At 72.4% G+C, this 13,593-nt stretch carries 11 protein-coding genes and 1 riboswitch; of the genes, 4 read left to right on the forward strand and 7 right to left on the reverse strand.

Annotated elements, in window-relative coordinates; translation table 11 throughout:
• Window positions 1-7: 7 nt before the first annotated feature.
• The 5 genes from ribH to ribD are packed head-to-tail and all read right to left on the reverse strand — an operon-like array spanning window position 8 to window position 4,171.
• Window positions 8-493 carry a 6,7-dimethyl-8-ribityllumazine synthase gene (gene ribH, locus ACSMXR_RS04300; protein ID WP_007453188.1) on the reverse strand — a complete coding sequence of 162 codons (486 nt, stop codon included), beginning with the start codon at window positions 491-493 and terminating at the stop codon, window positions 8-10.
• A gap of 35 nt (window positions 494-528) precedes the next feature.
• On the reverse strand, window positions 529-1,824 hold the full coding sequence (locus ACSMXR_RS04305; RefSeq protein WP_137235364.1) for a bifunctional 3,4-dihydroxy-2-butanone-4-phosphate synthase/GTP cyclohydrolase II: 1,296 nt from the start codon (window positions 1,822-1,824) through the stop codon (window positions 529-531).
• The gene (locus tag ACSMXR_RS04310; RefSeq protein ID WP_137235363.1) at window positions 1,821-2,465 is read right to left on the reverse strand and encodes a nicotinamide mononucleotide transporter family protein; all 645 of its coding nucleotides are present in this window, start codon (window positions 2,463-2,465) and stop codon (window positions 1,821-1,823) included. The genes ACSMXR_RS04305 and ACSMXR_RS04310 overlap by 4 nt, the downstream gene beginning before the upstream one ends.
• A complete protein-coding gene (locus tag ACSMXR_RS04315; RefSeq protein WP_137235362.1) occupies window positions 2,462-3,070 on the reverse strand; it encodes a riboflavin synthase in 609 nt (202 codons plus the stop codon). The genes ACSMXR_RS04310 and ACSMXR_RS04315 overlap by 4 nt, the downstream gene beginning before the upstream one ends.
• Entirely contained in the window at window positions 3,071-4,171 is a 1,101-nt protein-coding gene (gene ribD / locus ACSMXR_RS04320; protein ID WP_473171268.1) for a bifunctional diaminohydroxyphosphoribosylaminopyrimidine deaminase/5-amino-6-(5-phosphoribosylamino)uracil reductase RibD, read from the reverse strand.
• Between the two features lie 174 nt (window positions 4,172-4,345).
• Window positions 4,346-4,476, reverse strand: a riboswitch (FMN riboswitch).
• A 320-nt stretch (window positions 4,477-4,796) separates the two neighbouring features.
• On the opposite strand from ribD, the gene ACSMXR_RS04325 reads away from it, so the two are divergent.
• Entirely contained in the window at window positions 4,797-7,151 is a 2,355-nt protein-coding gene (locus ACSMXR_RS04325; RefSeq protein WP_473171269.1) for a chitinase C-terminal domain-containing protein, read from the forward strand.
• Window positions 7,152-7,232: 81 nt separating this feature from the next.
• Window positions 7,233-7,976, forward strand: a complete 744-nt coding sequence (locus ACSMXR_RS04330; protein WP_473171270.1) for an SDR family oxidoreductase — start codon at window positions 7,233-7,235, stop codon at window positions 7,974-7,976.
• A 16-nt stretch (window positions 7,977-7,992) separates the two neighbouring features.
• On the opposite strand, the gene ACSMXR_RS04335 is transcribed toward ACSMXR_RS04330, so the two are convergent.
• Window positions 7,993-9,183: an ROK family transcriptional regulator gene (locus ACSMXR_RS04335; RefSeq protein WP_473171271.1), complete on the reverse strand. Its 1,191-nt coding sequence runs from the start codon at window positions 9,181-9,183 to the stop codon at window positions 7,993-7,995.
• 172 nt (window positions 9,184-9,355) lie between these two features.
• Between ACSMXR_RS04335 and ACSMXR_RS04340 the strand changes: the two genes are divergently transcribed.
• Together ACSMXR_RS04340 and ACSMXR_RS04345 are read left to right on the forward strand one after the other, a co-directional pair.
• Complete coding sequence (locus ACSMXR_RS04340; protein WP_473171272.1) at window positions 9,356-10,585, forward strand: MFS transporter; 1,230 nt, start codon at window positions 9,356-9,358, stop codon at window positions 10,583-10,585.
• Between the two features lie 227 nt (window positions 10,586-10,812).
• Window positions 10,813-12,225 (forward strand): uracil-xanthine permease family protein, encoded by a 1,413-nt coding sequence (locus ACSMXR_RS04345; protein WP_218526782.1) that lies wholly within the window; start codon window positions 10,813-10,815, stop codon window positions 12,223-12,225.
• Window positions 12,226-12,363: 138 nt separating this feature from the next.
• On the opposite strand, the gene ACSMXR_RS04350 is transcribed toward ACSMXR_RS04345, so the two are convergent.
• Entirely contained in the window at window positions 12,364-13,575 is a 1,212-nt protein-coding gene (locus ACSMXR_RS04350) for a glycoside hydrolase family 6 protein (protein ID WP_473171273.1), read from the reverse strand.
• Between the last annotated feature and the right edge of the window lie 18 nt (window positions 13,576-13,593).

Consider the following 13,593-nt stretch of genomic DNA (forward strand, 5'->3'; position numbering starts at 1 on the left):
GACGCACTCAGCGCCAGGGTTCGCTGACGGTGCGCAGCGTGGCGGCGGTGGCCACGGCGGCGGTGACCGCTTCGTGCCCCTTGTCCTCGTTGGACCCTTCGAGGCCGGCCCGGTCGAGCGCCTGCTCCTCGGTGTCGCAGGTCAGTACGCCGAAGCCGACGGGAACACCGGTGTCGACGGTGACCTGGGTGAGGCCGAGGGTGACGCCCTGGGAGACGTACTCGAAGTGGGGGGTGCCGCCGCGGATGACCACACCGAGGGCGACGATCGCGTCGTAGCCGCGTCCGGCGAGCACCTTGGCGACGACGGGCAGCTCGAAGGAGCCCGGGACGCGGAGCAGGGTGGGCTCGTCGATGCCCAGCTCGCGCAGGGCGCGCAGGGCGCCGTCGACGAGGCCGTCCATGACCTTCTCGTGCCACTGGGCCGCGATCACGGCCACGCGCAGGTCGCCGCAGTTGCGTACGGACAGTTCGGGTGCACCCTTGCCGCTCATGTTTCTCCTGAAGACGCTGATGTGGGGATGGTCGGTTACTGGTTGGCGCAGGTCGACGCGGGGGCGTCGAGCCAGGGCAGATCGTGGCCCATGCGGTCGCGCTTGGTGCGCAGGTAGCGCAGATTGTGCTCGCCGGCCTGGACGGGCATGGGCTCGCGGCCGGTGACGGCGAGACCGTGGCGGACGACGGCCTCGGTCTTGTCGGGGTTGTTGGTCATCAGCCGCAGGCTGGTGACGCCGAGGTCCACGAGGATCCGGGCTCCGGCCGCGTAGTCGCGGGCGTCGGCGGGCAGGCCGAGCTCCAGGTTGGCGTCGAGGGTGTCGACCCCGCGCTCCTGGAGTTCGTACGCGCGCAGCTTGGAGAGCAGGCCGATGCCGCGCCCCTCGTGGCCGCGCAGATAGACGACGACGCCCCGGCCCTCCTCGGTGATGCGTCGCATGGAGGCGTGCAGCTGGGGGCCGCAGTCGCAGCGCTGGGACTGGAAGATGTCGCCGGTCAGGCACTCGGAGTGGATCCGGACGAGGATGTCCTCGCCGTCGCCGATCTCGCCGTGGACCAGGGCGACGTGCTCGACCCCGTCGACGGTGGAGCGGTAGCCGTACGCGGTGAAGTCGCCGAAGGCGGTGGGCAGCCGGGTCTCCGCCTCGCGGCGGACGGTCGGCTCGTTGCCGCGGCGGTAGGCGATCAGGTCCTCGATGGAGATGATCGTCAGTCCGTGCTTGCGGGCGAAGGGCACCAGCTCGGGCAGCCGGAGCATCACGCCGTCCTCGCCGGCGATCTCGACGATCGCGCCGGCCGGGCGCAGTCCGGCGAGCCGGGCGAGGTCGACGGCGGCCTCGGTGTGGCCGTTGCGGACGAGGACGCCGCCGGAGCGGGCGCGCAGCGGGAAGATGTGGCCGGGCCGGACGAAGTCGCCGGGGCCGGCGACGCCGCCCGCGAGCATCCGCAGGGTGGTGGCGCGGTCGGCGGCGGAGATGCCGGTGGTGACGCCGTGCGCGGCGGAGGCGTCGACGGAGACGGTGAAGGCGGTCTGCATCGACTCGGTGTTGTGCTGGACCATCTGCGGGAGGTCGAGGCGTTCCAGCTCGTCGCTCTCCATGGGCGCGCAGATCAGGCCGCGGCACTCGCTCATCATGAAGGCGACGATCTCGGGGGTGGCCTTCTCGGCGGCGATGACGAGGTCGCCCTCGTTCTCGCGGTCCTCGTCGTCCACGACGACGACGGGGCGGCCGGCGGCGATGTCACGGATGGCCTGCTCGACCGGGTCCAGCGAGAGGTCCTCGGCGAGCGGGTCGTGGCCGGGGTGCAGCCAGGTGGGCTGAGCAGTCATGCCGTGGCTCCTTCCAGAGCGGGTGTCCGCGTACGCAGCCACCAGTCGCGCATGCCCCACAGGACGAGCGCGCCGTAGATGATGTAGACGAAGCCGGAGAAGGCGAAGCCGTTGGCGAAGTTCAGCGGGACGCCGACCAGGTCGACCAGCAGCCAGGCGAACCAGAACTCGACCATGCCGCGGGCCTGGGCGTACATCGCGACGACGGTGCCGACGAAGATGTACGCGTCCGGCCACGGGTCCCAGGACAGCGACGGGAAGGCGGTGAACAGGCCGCCGACGGCGAGGGTGCCGACGGCGGCGGCGCCGATCAGCACGCCGCGCTCGCGCCAGGTGGCGAAGCGGACGGCGATGGAGCCGTCCTGGGCCTGCTGCCTGCCGCGGTTCCAGGACCACCAGCCCCACAGGGCGACGACGATGACGACCAGCTGCTTGCCCGCGCTGCCGGAGAGGTGCGCGGAGGCGAAGGCGACCAGGAGGATGGCGCCGGAGAGCAGCTGGGCGGGCCAGGTCCAGATGGAGCGTCGCCAGCCGAGGGCCAGGGCGACCAGGCCGATGATGTTGCCGATCATGTCCGACCACTTGATGTGCTGGCCGAACACGGTGAAGGCCTCGGAGTTGAGCCAGGACGCGGCGTTCATCGCGGGTCCTGTCCGGCCCGGTCGCCGAGCATCCGCTCGACGTACTTGGCGATGACGTCCACTTCCAGGTTGACCGGGTCGCCGGGCTGCTTGTGGCCGAGGGTGGTCAGGTCGAGGGTGGTGGGGATGAGGCTGATGGTGAAGTGGTCGGCCGCCGCCTCGACGACGGTGAGGCTGACGCCGTCGACGGTGATGGAGCCCTTCTCGACGACGTACCGGGTCAGCTCGGGCGGCAGCGAGACCTTGACGATCTCCCAGTGCTCGGAGGGGGTGCGCTCGACGATGGTGCCGGTGCCGTCCACGTGGCCCTGGACGAGGTGTCCGCCGAGCCGGCCGCCGAGTTCCATCGGGCGTTCCAGGTTGACCCGGGAGCCGGTGGTGAGCGCGCCGAGGCTGGAGCGCTTCAGTGTCTCGGCCATCACGTCGGCGGTGAATTCGCCGTCCGCGGTGTCCACGACGGTGAGGCAGACGCCGTTCACCGCGATGGAGTCGCCGTGCTTGGCGCCCTCGGTGACGACGGGGCCGCGCAGCCGGAAGCGGGAGGCGTCTTCCAGCCGCTCGACGGCGGTGACCTCACCCAGTTCTTCGACAATTCCGGTGAACACTCAGTTTCCCTTCCGAGCAGGGGCGGGGACGGCGGTGATGCGCAGATCGGGGCCGATGGGCACGGTCTCGGTCACATCGAGGCGCAACGCCCCGGAGATGGTGGAGATTCCGGCGTCGGCGAGGGCGGCGGGGCCCGCGCCGAGCAGGACCGGGGCGAGATAGCCGACGACCTTGTCGACCTTCCCGGCGGCGACGAAGGCTCCGGCGAGGGTGGGCCCGCCTTCGAGGAGTACGGAGCGGACGCCGCGCTCGTGCAGGGCGGCGAGGAGGGCGTCGAGGTCCAGGCCGCGTCCGGCGGCGGCGCGGGGCAGCCGCAGGACGGCGGCCTCGGGGAGGTGATCGGCCGGGGCGTCCTCGGCCACGGCGAGCAGCGTGGGCGCGGTGTCGTCCAGGACCCGGGCGCCGGGCTTCACGGCGGTGGCGTTCGTGTCGACGACGACCCGCAGCGGCTGGGTGGCGCCGTCGATGCCGCGTACGCCCAGCTGGGGGTCGTCGGTGCGGGCGGTGCCGGAGCCGACGAGCACGGCGTCGGCCTCGGCGCGCAGCCGGTGGACGTCGGCTCGGGCCCCGGGCGAGGTGATCCAGCGGCTGGTGGCGTCGGCGGCGGCGATCCGGCCGTCGAGAGTGGCGGCGTACTTCCACAGGACGTACGGCCGGCCGAGGCGCACCGAGGTCAGCCAGGCGGCGTTGCCCGCCTCGGCCTCGTCGGCGAGGAGGCCCTGCTCCGCCCGGACCCCGGCCGCGCGCAGGGTGTCGCCACCGCCGGTGGCCTGCGGGTTCGGGTCGCCGACCGCGTACACGACACGGCTGATCCCGGCGGCCAGGAGGGCCTGGGCGCAGGGGCCGGTGCGGCCGGTGTGGTTACAGGGTTCGAGGGTGACGTAGGCGGTGCCGCCGCGGGCCCGCTCGCCGGCCGCGCGCAGGGCGTGGACCTCGGCGTGCGGCCCTCCGGCGCGCTGGTGGAAGCCTTCGCCGGCCAGTTCTCCGGCGGCGTCGGTGATCACACAGCCGACGACCGGATTGGGGCTGGTGGAGCCGAGACCGCGCGCCGCGAGCGTGATCGCTCGGCGCATGGCGGTGATGTCGGCTGCGGTGTCCACCGGGTCCTCCTGCCTCTTCGGGCACGGACTCCGGGGCCTGTCGATGACGACAGATGAAGCGGCTGATCAGGGGAAACGCCGAAAACCCGAGAACGGGAAACGCCAGGAACGCACGGGGTCCCGGGAGATTCCCGGCCATGCGTCCGCCGACGGCGGCGTACCGATGACAAACCGCCGCGCACTGCCTCCCATCCGGACTTTCACCGTCGGTCCAGGAATTTCACCTGGTCAACCGGCCGCTGGCTGCGGACGGGTCGCGGACTGTAACCGCCGGTTCGGAATTGCACCGACCCCGGAGTGCGCTGCTATTGGTACGCAACCAGTCTGCCACGGTCACCTCTCGGCCATGCGGGTGAGGGCTGTGGGCTGGGTCACAGCGGACGCGGCGGATCCTGACGTGTTCCCGTCGGCCTCCCGTCGGCGCGAAGTCGACAACGTAGTCATCGACGCGGCAGCGGAAAAGTTGACCGTTAAAGGTCCAGACCTATTGACGCACTGGTCTAGTCCTCTTAATCTCTGCGTCACCTCCGAGGTTCGGTCCGGCGGTGTGCGCACACCAGGACCCCGACACGACCCACCCCTTTGCCAGTTGTGTTCTGCCGACCTCCCCAGGAGGAACGACCACATGCTGTCCCCCACCCGAGCGAGAGCCACCCTGCTCGCCGCCGGCGCCGCCGTCGCCGGACTGCTGTTCAGCTCACTCGCCGCAGGTCCGTCGGCCGCCGCCGCCGACCAGACCTCCTGTCGCCCCGACGGGCTGTATCAGACCCCCGGCGTCGACGTCCCCTACTGTTCCGTCTACGACGCCGACGGCCGCGAGAAGATGGGCGCCGACCACCAGCGGCGCGTCATCGGTTACTTCACCAACTGGCGTACCGGCAAGGACGGCAAGGACGCCTACCTGGTCCCGGACATCCCGTGGGACAAGGTCACGCACCTCAACTACGCCTTCGCGCACGTCGACGGGTCCAACAAGCTCTCGGTCGGCCCCGACAGCGCCGACAACGCCTCCACCGGCATGACCTGGCCCGGTGTCGAGGGCGCGGAGATGGACCCGGCGCTCCCCTACAAGGGGCACTTCAACCTGCTGACGAAGTACAAGAAGCAGCACCCGAACGTGAAGACCCTGGTCTCCGTGGGCGGTTGGGCCGAGACGGGCGGCTACTTCGGCCCCGACGGCGAGCGCGTCGACTCGGGCGGCTTCTACTCGATGGCCACCAACGCCGACGGCTCGGTCAACCAGACGGGCATCAACACCTTCGCCGACTCCGCCGTCGACTTCATCAAGAAGTACGGCTTCAACGGCGTCGACATCGACTACGAGTACGCGACCACGATGAAGGACGCGGGCAACCCGCTGGACCACGCGCTGTCCAACGGCCGCCGCGCCGGGCTGGTCAAGGGCTACGACGCCCTGATGAAGACGCTGCGCGAGAAGCTCGACCGCGCGGGCGAGGCCGACGGCAAGCACTACCTGCTGACCGTCGCCGCCCCCTCCTCCGGCTATCTGCTGCGGGGCATGGAGACGTACCAGATGCAGAAGTACCTGGACTACGTCAACATCATGTCCTACGACCTGCACGGCGCCTGGAACGAGTACGTCGGCCCGAACGCCTCCCTGTTCGACGACGGCAAGGACGCCGAACTGGCGCAGGCGGGCGTGTACTCCACCTCGCAGTACGGCGGCACCGGCTACCTCAACACCGACTGGGCCTACCACTACTTCCGCGGTTCGATGCCGGCCGGCCGGATCAACATCGGCCTGCCGTACTACACCCGCGGCTTCAAGAACGTGCAGGGCGGCACCGACGGCCTGTGGGGCAAGGCGGCCACGACCGACTGCCCGGCGGGCGCGGGTCTGACCAAGTGCGGTGACGGCGCGGTCGGCATCGACAACCTGTGGCACGACAAGGACACCAACGGCAAGGAATCGCCCGCCGGTTCCAACCCGATGTGGCATGCGAAGAACCTGGAGAAGGGCATCGTCGGCGATTACGTCACCGACTACGGCTTCCCCGCGAACACTCAGCTGACCGGCACGTACGCCCGTAAGTACGACTCCACGCTGGTCGCCCCGTGGCTCTGGAACGCCGAGAAGAAGGTGTTCCTGTCCACCGAGGACGAGCAGTCGGTGAAGGCCAAGGCCGACTACGTCGTGGACAAGGGCATCGGCGGCACGATGATCTGGGAGCTGGCGGGCGACTATCAGTGGAACGCGGCGAAGGGGCAGTACGAGACCGGCTCCACGCTGACGACCGCGATGTACGACGCGTTCAAGTCGGCCACCCCGTACGGCGCGAAGCGCTCCACGATCGACCTGCCGACCGAGGCGCTGGACATCGACGTCTCCTTCGGGCAGTTCCCGCTGGGCGACTCCAACTACCCGATCAGCCCCAAGCTGAAGATCACCAACCGGACCCAGGCCACGCTGCCCGGCGGTACGGAGTTCCAGTTCGACTACTCCACCTCCGCCCCGGCCAACGCCAAGGACCAGTCCGGCTTCGGCACGGCGATCATCCGCAGCGACCACACGGCGGCCAACAACATCGGCGGCCTGAAGGGCGACTACAACCGCGTCTCGCTGAAGCTCCCGGCCTGGCAGACGCTGGCCCCGGGCGCCTCGGTGGAGCTGGACTTCGTCTACTACCTGCCCACCTCCACCCCGTCGAACTGGACCGTGACCTTCGGCGGGAAGTCCTACTCCCTCGCCGGTGACCTGGCCCGCGGCACCACCGTGGTCGAGCCCGGCACGGGGACCAACCCCACGCCGACGCCGGACCCGACCGGCCCGACGCCGACCCCGACCCCGACGCAGCCGGGCGGCGACTGCTCGGCGGCGGCCTGGAACGCGGCCACCGAGTACACCGGCGGCTCCGTCGTCAGCCACGGCGGCCACGAGTGGAAGGCCTCGTGGTGGACGAAGGGCGAGACGCCCGGATCCACCGAGTGGGGCGCCTGGAAGGACCTCGGCGCCTGCTGAGGCCTCTGCTGCCCTCCGGCCCGGTGCGAGCGGATCTCCCCGCTCACGCCGGGCCGGACCCCGCTCCGGCAGACTGGCCGCATGACGACGATTCTGGTCACCGGCGCCACCGGAACACTCGGCCGCCAGGTCGCGGAGCGACTGCGCACCGAAGGGGCCGACGTCCGCGGCCTCAGCCGGCGCTCCCCCTCGTACGCCGTCGATCTGCGTGACGGCAAGGGGCTGGACGCGGCGGTCGAGGGGGCGGACGTGATCGTCCACTGCGCCACCGCCCCGCGCGGCGGCGACGACCGGGCGGCGGGCTTTCTCATCAACGCGGCGAAGCGGGCCGGGACGCCGCATCTTCTCTACATCTCGATCGTCGGCGTGGACCGGCTGCCGCTGGGCTACTACACGGTCAAGCACCGGGTCGAGCGGATGATCGAGGACTCCGGGCTCGGCGCGACGATCCTGCGGACCACGCAGTTCCACGATCTGGCCCTGCGCATCCTGTCCGGAGCGGCGAAGCTGCCCGTGCTGCCGGTGCCCTCCGGCGTGTCGCTCCAGCCGGTCGACAGCGGTGAGGTCGCCGGCCGGCTGACGGCCCTGGCGCTCGGCGGTCCGGCGGGCCGGGTGCCCGACCTGGGCGGCCCCGAGGTCCGTGAGCTGACCGACCTGGCCGGGGCGTTCCTGCGGTCCACCGGCCGCAGCCGGCGGGTGGTGCCGGTCCGGCTGGCGGGCAAGGCGTACGCGGGCTACCGGCGCGGCGACCATCTGGCGCCCGAACACGCCGTGGGGACCGTGACGTTCGAGGAGTTCCTCGACCACCGCCGCCGTCCGGCCTGAGCGGAGTTCCCGGGCGTCAGCCGCCCGTGGCGAACAGCGCGTCCTGCGCCGCGTCCCGCGCCGTGATCAGCGCCCCGCGCAGCACCGCACCGTCGCCCAGCGAACCGGCGCGGACCTCGGTGCGCAGCGGAGACATCGTGGCCAGCCGCTCCTCGACCCGGGCGGCGAGCGCGGCCCCGCCCGCATGGCCGACGGCCCCCGCGAGCAGGACGCAGCCGGGGTCGAGCACCGAGACGACGGCGGCGGCGCCGAGGGCGAGGCGGTCCGCCAGCTCCTTCAGGAAGGGCTCGCCGGCCTCCCCCGCCTCCAGGGCCCCGCGCACCACGTCCGCGGCCGCCGCCTCCTCCCGGCCCTCGGCCACCGTGCCGAGGTCCACCAGTCCGTGCCCGGCGGCGAGTTCGCACAGCGCGACCGAACCGGCCAGCGAGTGGAAGCCGCCCTCGCAGTTGACCGCGGAGGGCAGCCCGCTCACCCCGGGAACGGGCAGGAAGCCGATCTCGCCCGCGCCGCCGGACGCCCCCTGACGCAGCTTGCCGTCCAGCATCACGGCGGCCCCGATCCCCTGGCCGAGCCAGAGCAGGACGAAGGTCTCCCGGTCGTGGGCGGCGCCCTCCCGGTGTTCCGCGACGGCCGCGAGGTTGGTCTCGTTCTCCACCAGGACGGTGGCGGGCAGCCGTCGCTGGAGCTCCCGTACCAGGCCCCGGTGCCAGGCGGGCAGGCCGGAGCTGTCGCGCAGTTCGCCGGTGACGGGGTCGATCAGCCCGGGCGCTCCGATCCCGACGCTGTGCAGCGGTACGGAACCGGCTTCGCGGGCGGTGCGCTCCAGCAGGGCGGCGGCCAGCTCGACGGCGGGTTCGGTGCCGGTGTCGCTGCCGATGGGCAGGGAGCCCTCGGCGAGGGTGGCGCCCAGCAGATCGGCGACGACCACACCGACGCTTCCGAGGCGCACGTCGAGCGCCGCGAGATGGGCCCGGTCGGCGACGATCCCGTACAGCTTGGCGTTGGGTCCCCGGCGCACGGCCCCGGACTCGCCCACGACCTGGATCAGCCCGGCCTCCCGGAGCCGCTCGACGAGGTCGGCGACGGTGGGGCGGGAGAGTCCGGTCAACGTCTTGAGCTGGGCGGCCGTCAGCGGGCCCTCCTGCTGGAGCAGCCGCAGGGCGAGCCGGTCGTTGATGGCCCGAGCCGTGCTCGGTGATGCGGGCATAACCGGGATCCTTCCAGATCGCCGCCGCGCCGTTCTCCCGGGCGTTCTCCGGGGCGCGAAGTAACGACTATTTATCAGGCAGGGTTCCTGATAGTTTACGCCACGCATCGTCGCAGGGGAGCGCCGGGACGGCCGGGGCACCCGAGAATTCCCAGGGGAGGGACACGACGGCATGACGAACGACTCGACCGTCACGGTCTACAGCGCACACCAGGTGAGGCGGGCGCGGATCGCCGTCGCCGCGGTCTTCACCGTGCACGGGGCGGTGACCGGCAGCTTCGCGACCCGGGTGCCGTGGATCCAGGATCATGCCGGGGTGAGCGCGGGCCAGCTCGGTCTGGCGCTGGCCTTCCCGGCGATCGGCGCGTCGATCGCGATGCCGCTGGCCGGCCGGATCAGTCACCGGTTCGGGGCGCGGACCGCCCTGCGGGGGCTGCTGACGCTGTGGACGCTGGCGCTGATCCTGCCCGCCCTCGCGCCGAGCCTGGTCACCCTGTGCGCGGCGCTGTTCGTCTACGGGGCGACGGCGGGCATGTCCGATGTCGCGATGAACGCCCTGGGCGTCGAGGTGGAGAACCGTCTCGACAAGTCGATCATGTCGGGGCTGCACGGCATGTGGAGCGTGGGCGCGCTGATCGGTTCGGCGGCGGGCACGGTCGCCGCCCACACCGGGACCGACGCCCGCCTCCACCACCTCGTCGCGGCCCTGGTCCTCACGGCGCTGGGGCTGATCGCCTGCCGGGGCGTCCTCGACCTCCAGAGCGGTCCGGAGGAGGAGCCGCCGCCGCGTTTCACGCTGCCGCCGAAGTCGGCCCTGGTCATCGGGGCGATCGGATTCTGCGCGGTGTTCGCCGAAGGGGCGAGCCTGGACTGGTCCGCGGTCTATCTGCGGGACGTCCTGGACAGCTCCGACGGCCTCGCCGCGGCGTCCACCACGGCGTTCGCGCTGACGATGGCGGTGGCCCGGATCGCCGGGGACCGGATCGTCGACCGGTTCGGCGCGGTCCGCACGGTGCGCACCGGCGGACTGCTGGCCACCATCGGCGGGCTGCTGGTCGTGTTCTCGCCCTCCCCGGCGGCCGCGATGTGCGGCTTCGGGCTGCTGGGCCTCGGCGTGGCGGTCGTGGTCCCGCTGGCCTTCGCCGCGGCGGGGCGCAGCGGACCGAACCCGAGCCAGGCCATCGCGGGCGTCGCCACCATCACGTACACCTCGGGCCTCATCGCCCCCTCCGCGATCGGCTCGCTGGCCGAGGCGACCTCGCTGGTGGTGTCGTTCGGCGTGGTGACGGCGCTGGCCTTCGGCCTGGTGCTGGGCGCCGGAGTGCTGAGGTCGGCCGATCGCAAGGTCACCGGCTCGGCGGTGGGCGGCGGCACGACGACGAAGAGCGCCGCCGGGAGCTGACCGGGGCGGGCGGTGTGCGCGGCGGCGGGAGGCGTACGGCCCCGGAAACCGGGAGGCGCGTGAGCGGTACGGCGACGGCGACCCGGTACGGCGGCGCGCGGCGGGCGACCTCCGCGCGGCCGCCGTCCGCCGCACCACTACCATTGCGCTGATCTTTTCCGCAGGTGAACACCGAAGTCCCGATCGCGGACCGGCCGGCACACCGAGCAGACCTTCAGGGAGCAACCATGAGCCTCGGCGTGCGCTGGACCTTGCACGGCGACGGGAAGACACCCGCGCCCGGGGCGGTGGTGCGCCCCGACGAGCGGCTCTCCTGGCCCCGTACGTTCGGACTCGGCGCCCAGCATGTGGTGGCGATGTTCGGGGCCTCGTTCGTCGCCCCGGTCCTGATGGGCCTCGATCCGAACCTCGCGATCATGATGTCCGGTGTCGCGACCGCGATCTTCCTGCTGGCGACCAAGGGCCGGGTGCCCAGCTATCTGGGCTGCTCGCTCTCCTTCGTCGGTGTCGCGGCCACGATCCGGGCGAGCGGCGGTGACAGCGCGACCGTCACGGGCGCGGTGCTGGTGGTCGGCGCGGCCCTGTTCCTGGTGGGTCTGGCGGTGCAGCGGTTCGGCGCGCGGATCATCCACGCGGCGATGCCGCCGGTGGTGACCGGCGCGGTCGTGATGCTGATCGGCTTCAACCTGGCGCCGGTGACCGCCTCGACGTACTGGCCGCAGGACCAGTGGACGGCGCTCGCGGTGATGCTGTTCACCGGGCTCGCCGTGGTATGCCTGCGCGGGTTCCTCTCCCGGATCGCGATCTTCCTGGGGCTGGTCTTCGGATACGTGCTGTCCTGGATCCTGGACCTGGTGTTCGGCAGGATCCACTCTCCGGCGGGCGGCGCGGAGGCGGTCGACCACTGGCGGCTGGACCTCTCCGCCGTCGGCAAGGCCGACTGGATCGGTCTGCCGGACTTCCACGCCCCGGCCTTCGAGTGGTCCGCGATCCTGGTGGCGCTGCCCGTGGTGATCGCGCTGGTCGCGGAGAACGCCGGGCATGTGAAGGCCGTGGGCGAGATGACTGGCGATTCGCTGGACGACAAGCTCGGCACCGCCATCGCGGCGGACGGCGCGGCGTCGATGCTCTCCACCGCCGTGGGCGGGCCGCCCAACACCACGTACTCCGAGAACATCGGCGTGATGGCCGCGACCCGCGTCTACTCCACGGCCGCCTACTGGGCGGCGGCCTGTTTCGCGCTGCTCTTCGGCCTGTGCCCGAAGTTCGGCGCGGTCGTCGCCGCGATCCCGGGCGGGGTGCTCGGCGGGATCACCGTGATCCTGTACGGGATGATCGGCCTGCTCGGCGCGCAGATCTGGCTCAACGGCCGGGTGGACCTGCGCAATCCGCTCAACCTCGTCCCGGCGGCGGCGGGCATCATCATCGGCGTCGGCGGGGTCAGCCTGAAGATCACCGACAACTTCGAACTGGGCGGCATCGCGCTCGGCACGATCGTCGTGATCACCGGCTACCACGTGCTGCGGGCCTTCGCCCCGGCGCACCTCAAGACGCAGGAACCGCTGCTGGATTCGGGCACCTCCGCGTACGACGAGGACGCCACCGGGCCCGAGGGACCGGCCGGACCCGGGAAGTCCTGAGGCACGGCAGCCGACGGACGGAGGGGCGGGACGCATACGGTGCGTGCCGCCCCTCCGTCGTGTCTCACCGGTCCGGCCGGTCACCGCCGGAGGTGATCCGCCGGACCACACCGGTCAGCAGATGGGCCCGCCCGTGGATCAGCCCGTGGCCAGGGCATAGGCGTACTCCGGGGTGAAGGAGCCCGCCGTGCCCGAGCAGCCGTCGGACTCCCCCGGCAGCTTCACCCAGAGATACGCGTCGATGCGGGCCTCCCCGGTCCGGGTCGTCGGGGTCTGCCCCAGGGCCCGGCCCGCCGGGTCGCACCACTGGCCGGCGGCGGGTGCTCCGTTGCCGTTGCGGCTGGTGTCGACGACCGCGCCGAGGCCGGGCGGGCCGCCGAGCGCGGCGAGCACCCGGCGGGCGTAGGCGGTCTCGTCGGCGGTGCGGTGGAAGTTGGACACATTGGTGAAGATGCCGTCGCCGCTGGTGGCCGCTCCGGCGGCCCGGAGCGCCGCGGCCTGTTTCGCGGGGGTGTGCCAGCCCGAGTGGCCGCCGTCGAAGTAGACCCTGGCCTGCGGGTTCGCGGTGCGCAGGGTGCGTCCGGCGCGGGCCAGCGAGGCGAAGCGGGCGGCTCGTTCCGGGGCGGTGAGGCAGTCGGACAGGGCGATGGCGTCCGGCTCCAGGATCACTATCGCCGGACCCGCGCCGAGCCCCTCGGCGAACTCCCGTATCCACGCGTCGTACGCGGCCAGGTCCGGGGCGCCGCCCTGGGACGCGCCGCCGCAGTCCCGGTCGGGTATCGCGTACGGCACGAGCACCGGGGTCCGGCCCGCGGCTGACGCGCCCCGGGTGACCGCGCGGACCTGCGCCGCTATCCCGTCCGGGTTGTGGGCGGTGAACCAGACGGCGGCGGGCTGCGCCGCGATGCGGGACTCGATGACCGGGCGGCGCGGGTCGTCGGGGTTGGCCCGCACCCAGTCCAGGACCTGCGACCGCGGGTGCCGGAACAGCAGGGTGCGGGGCGGCGGGGCGGGGGTGGCCGATCGGGAGGGCGCGGTCGTCGCGGGGGCGGTGCGCGGGCGGGTCGCGGTGCGCGAGGGGGACGGGGCCGGAGCGGGGGTCGCGGAGGACGGGGACGCGGTGGGCGACGGGGCCGTGGGCGTCGGCACGGCGGGGAGGGGCTGGAGGACCGGCGGGGGCGTCGGCTCGGGGCGGGCGGTGTTGCGCCCGTCGTCCCGGCCCGCGTCGATCAGCCCGGCGGTGGCGCCGATCGCCACGACCGCCGAGGCGACGGCCAGCACGGCGTGACGGCGGGTGGCCCGCCGGCGTTCCCGGTGTGCGATACGGCGCTGCGCGCGTGAACCCGGCACTCCTCGATCCCCTTTTCC

Source organism: Streptomyces sp. DSM 106670, from assembly GCF_055792845.1.

Excerpts from the sequence above, each read along its gene's own strand:
- ACSMXR_RS04325 (WP_473171269.1), top strand. The coding sequence starts at position 4,797 with ATGCTGTCCCCCACCCGAGCGAGAGCCACCCTGCTCGCCGCCGGCGCC.
- ACSMXR_RS04335 (WP_473171271.1), bottom strand. The coding sequence starts at position 9,183 with ATGCCCGCATCACCGAGCACGGCTCGGGCCATCAACGACCGGCTCGCC.
- ACSMXR_RS04340 (WP_473171272.1), top strand. The coding sequence starts at position 9,356 with ATGACGAACGACTCGACCGTCACGGTCTACAGCGCACACCAGGTGAGG.
- ACSMXR_RS04310 (WP_137235363.1), bottom strand. The coding sequence starts at position 2,465 with ATGAACGCCGCGTCCTGGCTCAACTCCGAGGCCTTCACCGTGTTCGGC.
- ACSMXR_RS04330 (WP_473171270.1), top strand. The coding sequence starts at position 7,233 with ATGACGACGATTCTGGTCACCGGCGCCACCGGAACACTCGGCCGCCAG.
- ribH (WP_007453188.1), bottom strand. The coding sequence starts at position 493 with ATGAGCGGCAAGGGTGCACCCGAACTGTCCGTACGCAACTGCGGCGAC.
- ACSMXR_RS04345 (WP_218526782.1), top strand. The coding sequence starts at position 10,813 with ATGAGCCTCGGCGTGCGCTGGACCTTGCACGGCGACGGGAAGACACCC.
- ACSMXR_RS04305 (WP_137235364.1), bottom strand. The coding sequence starts at position 1,824 with ATGACTGCTCAGCCCACCTGGCTGCACCCCGGCCACGACCCGCTCGCC.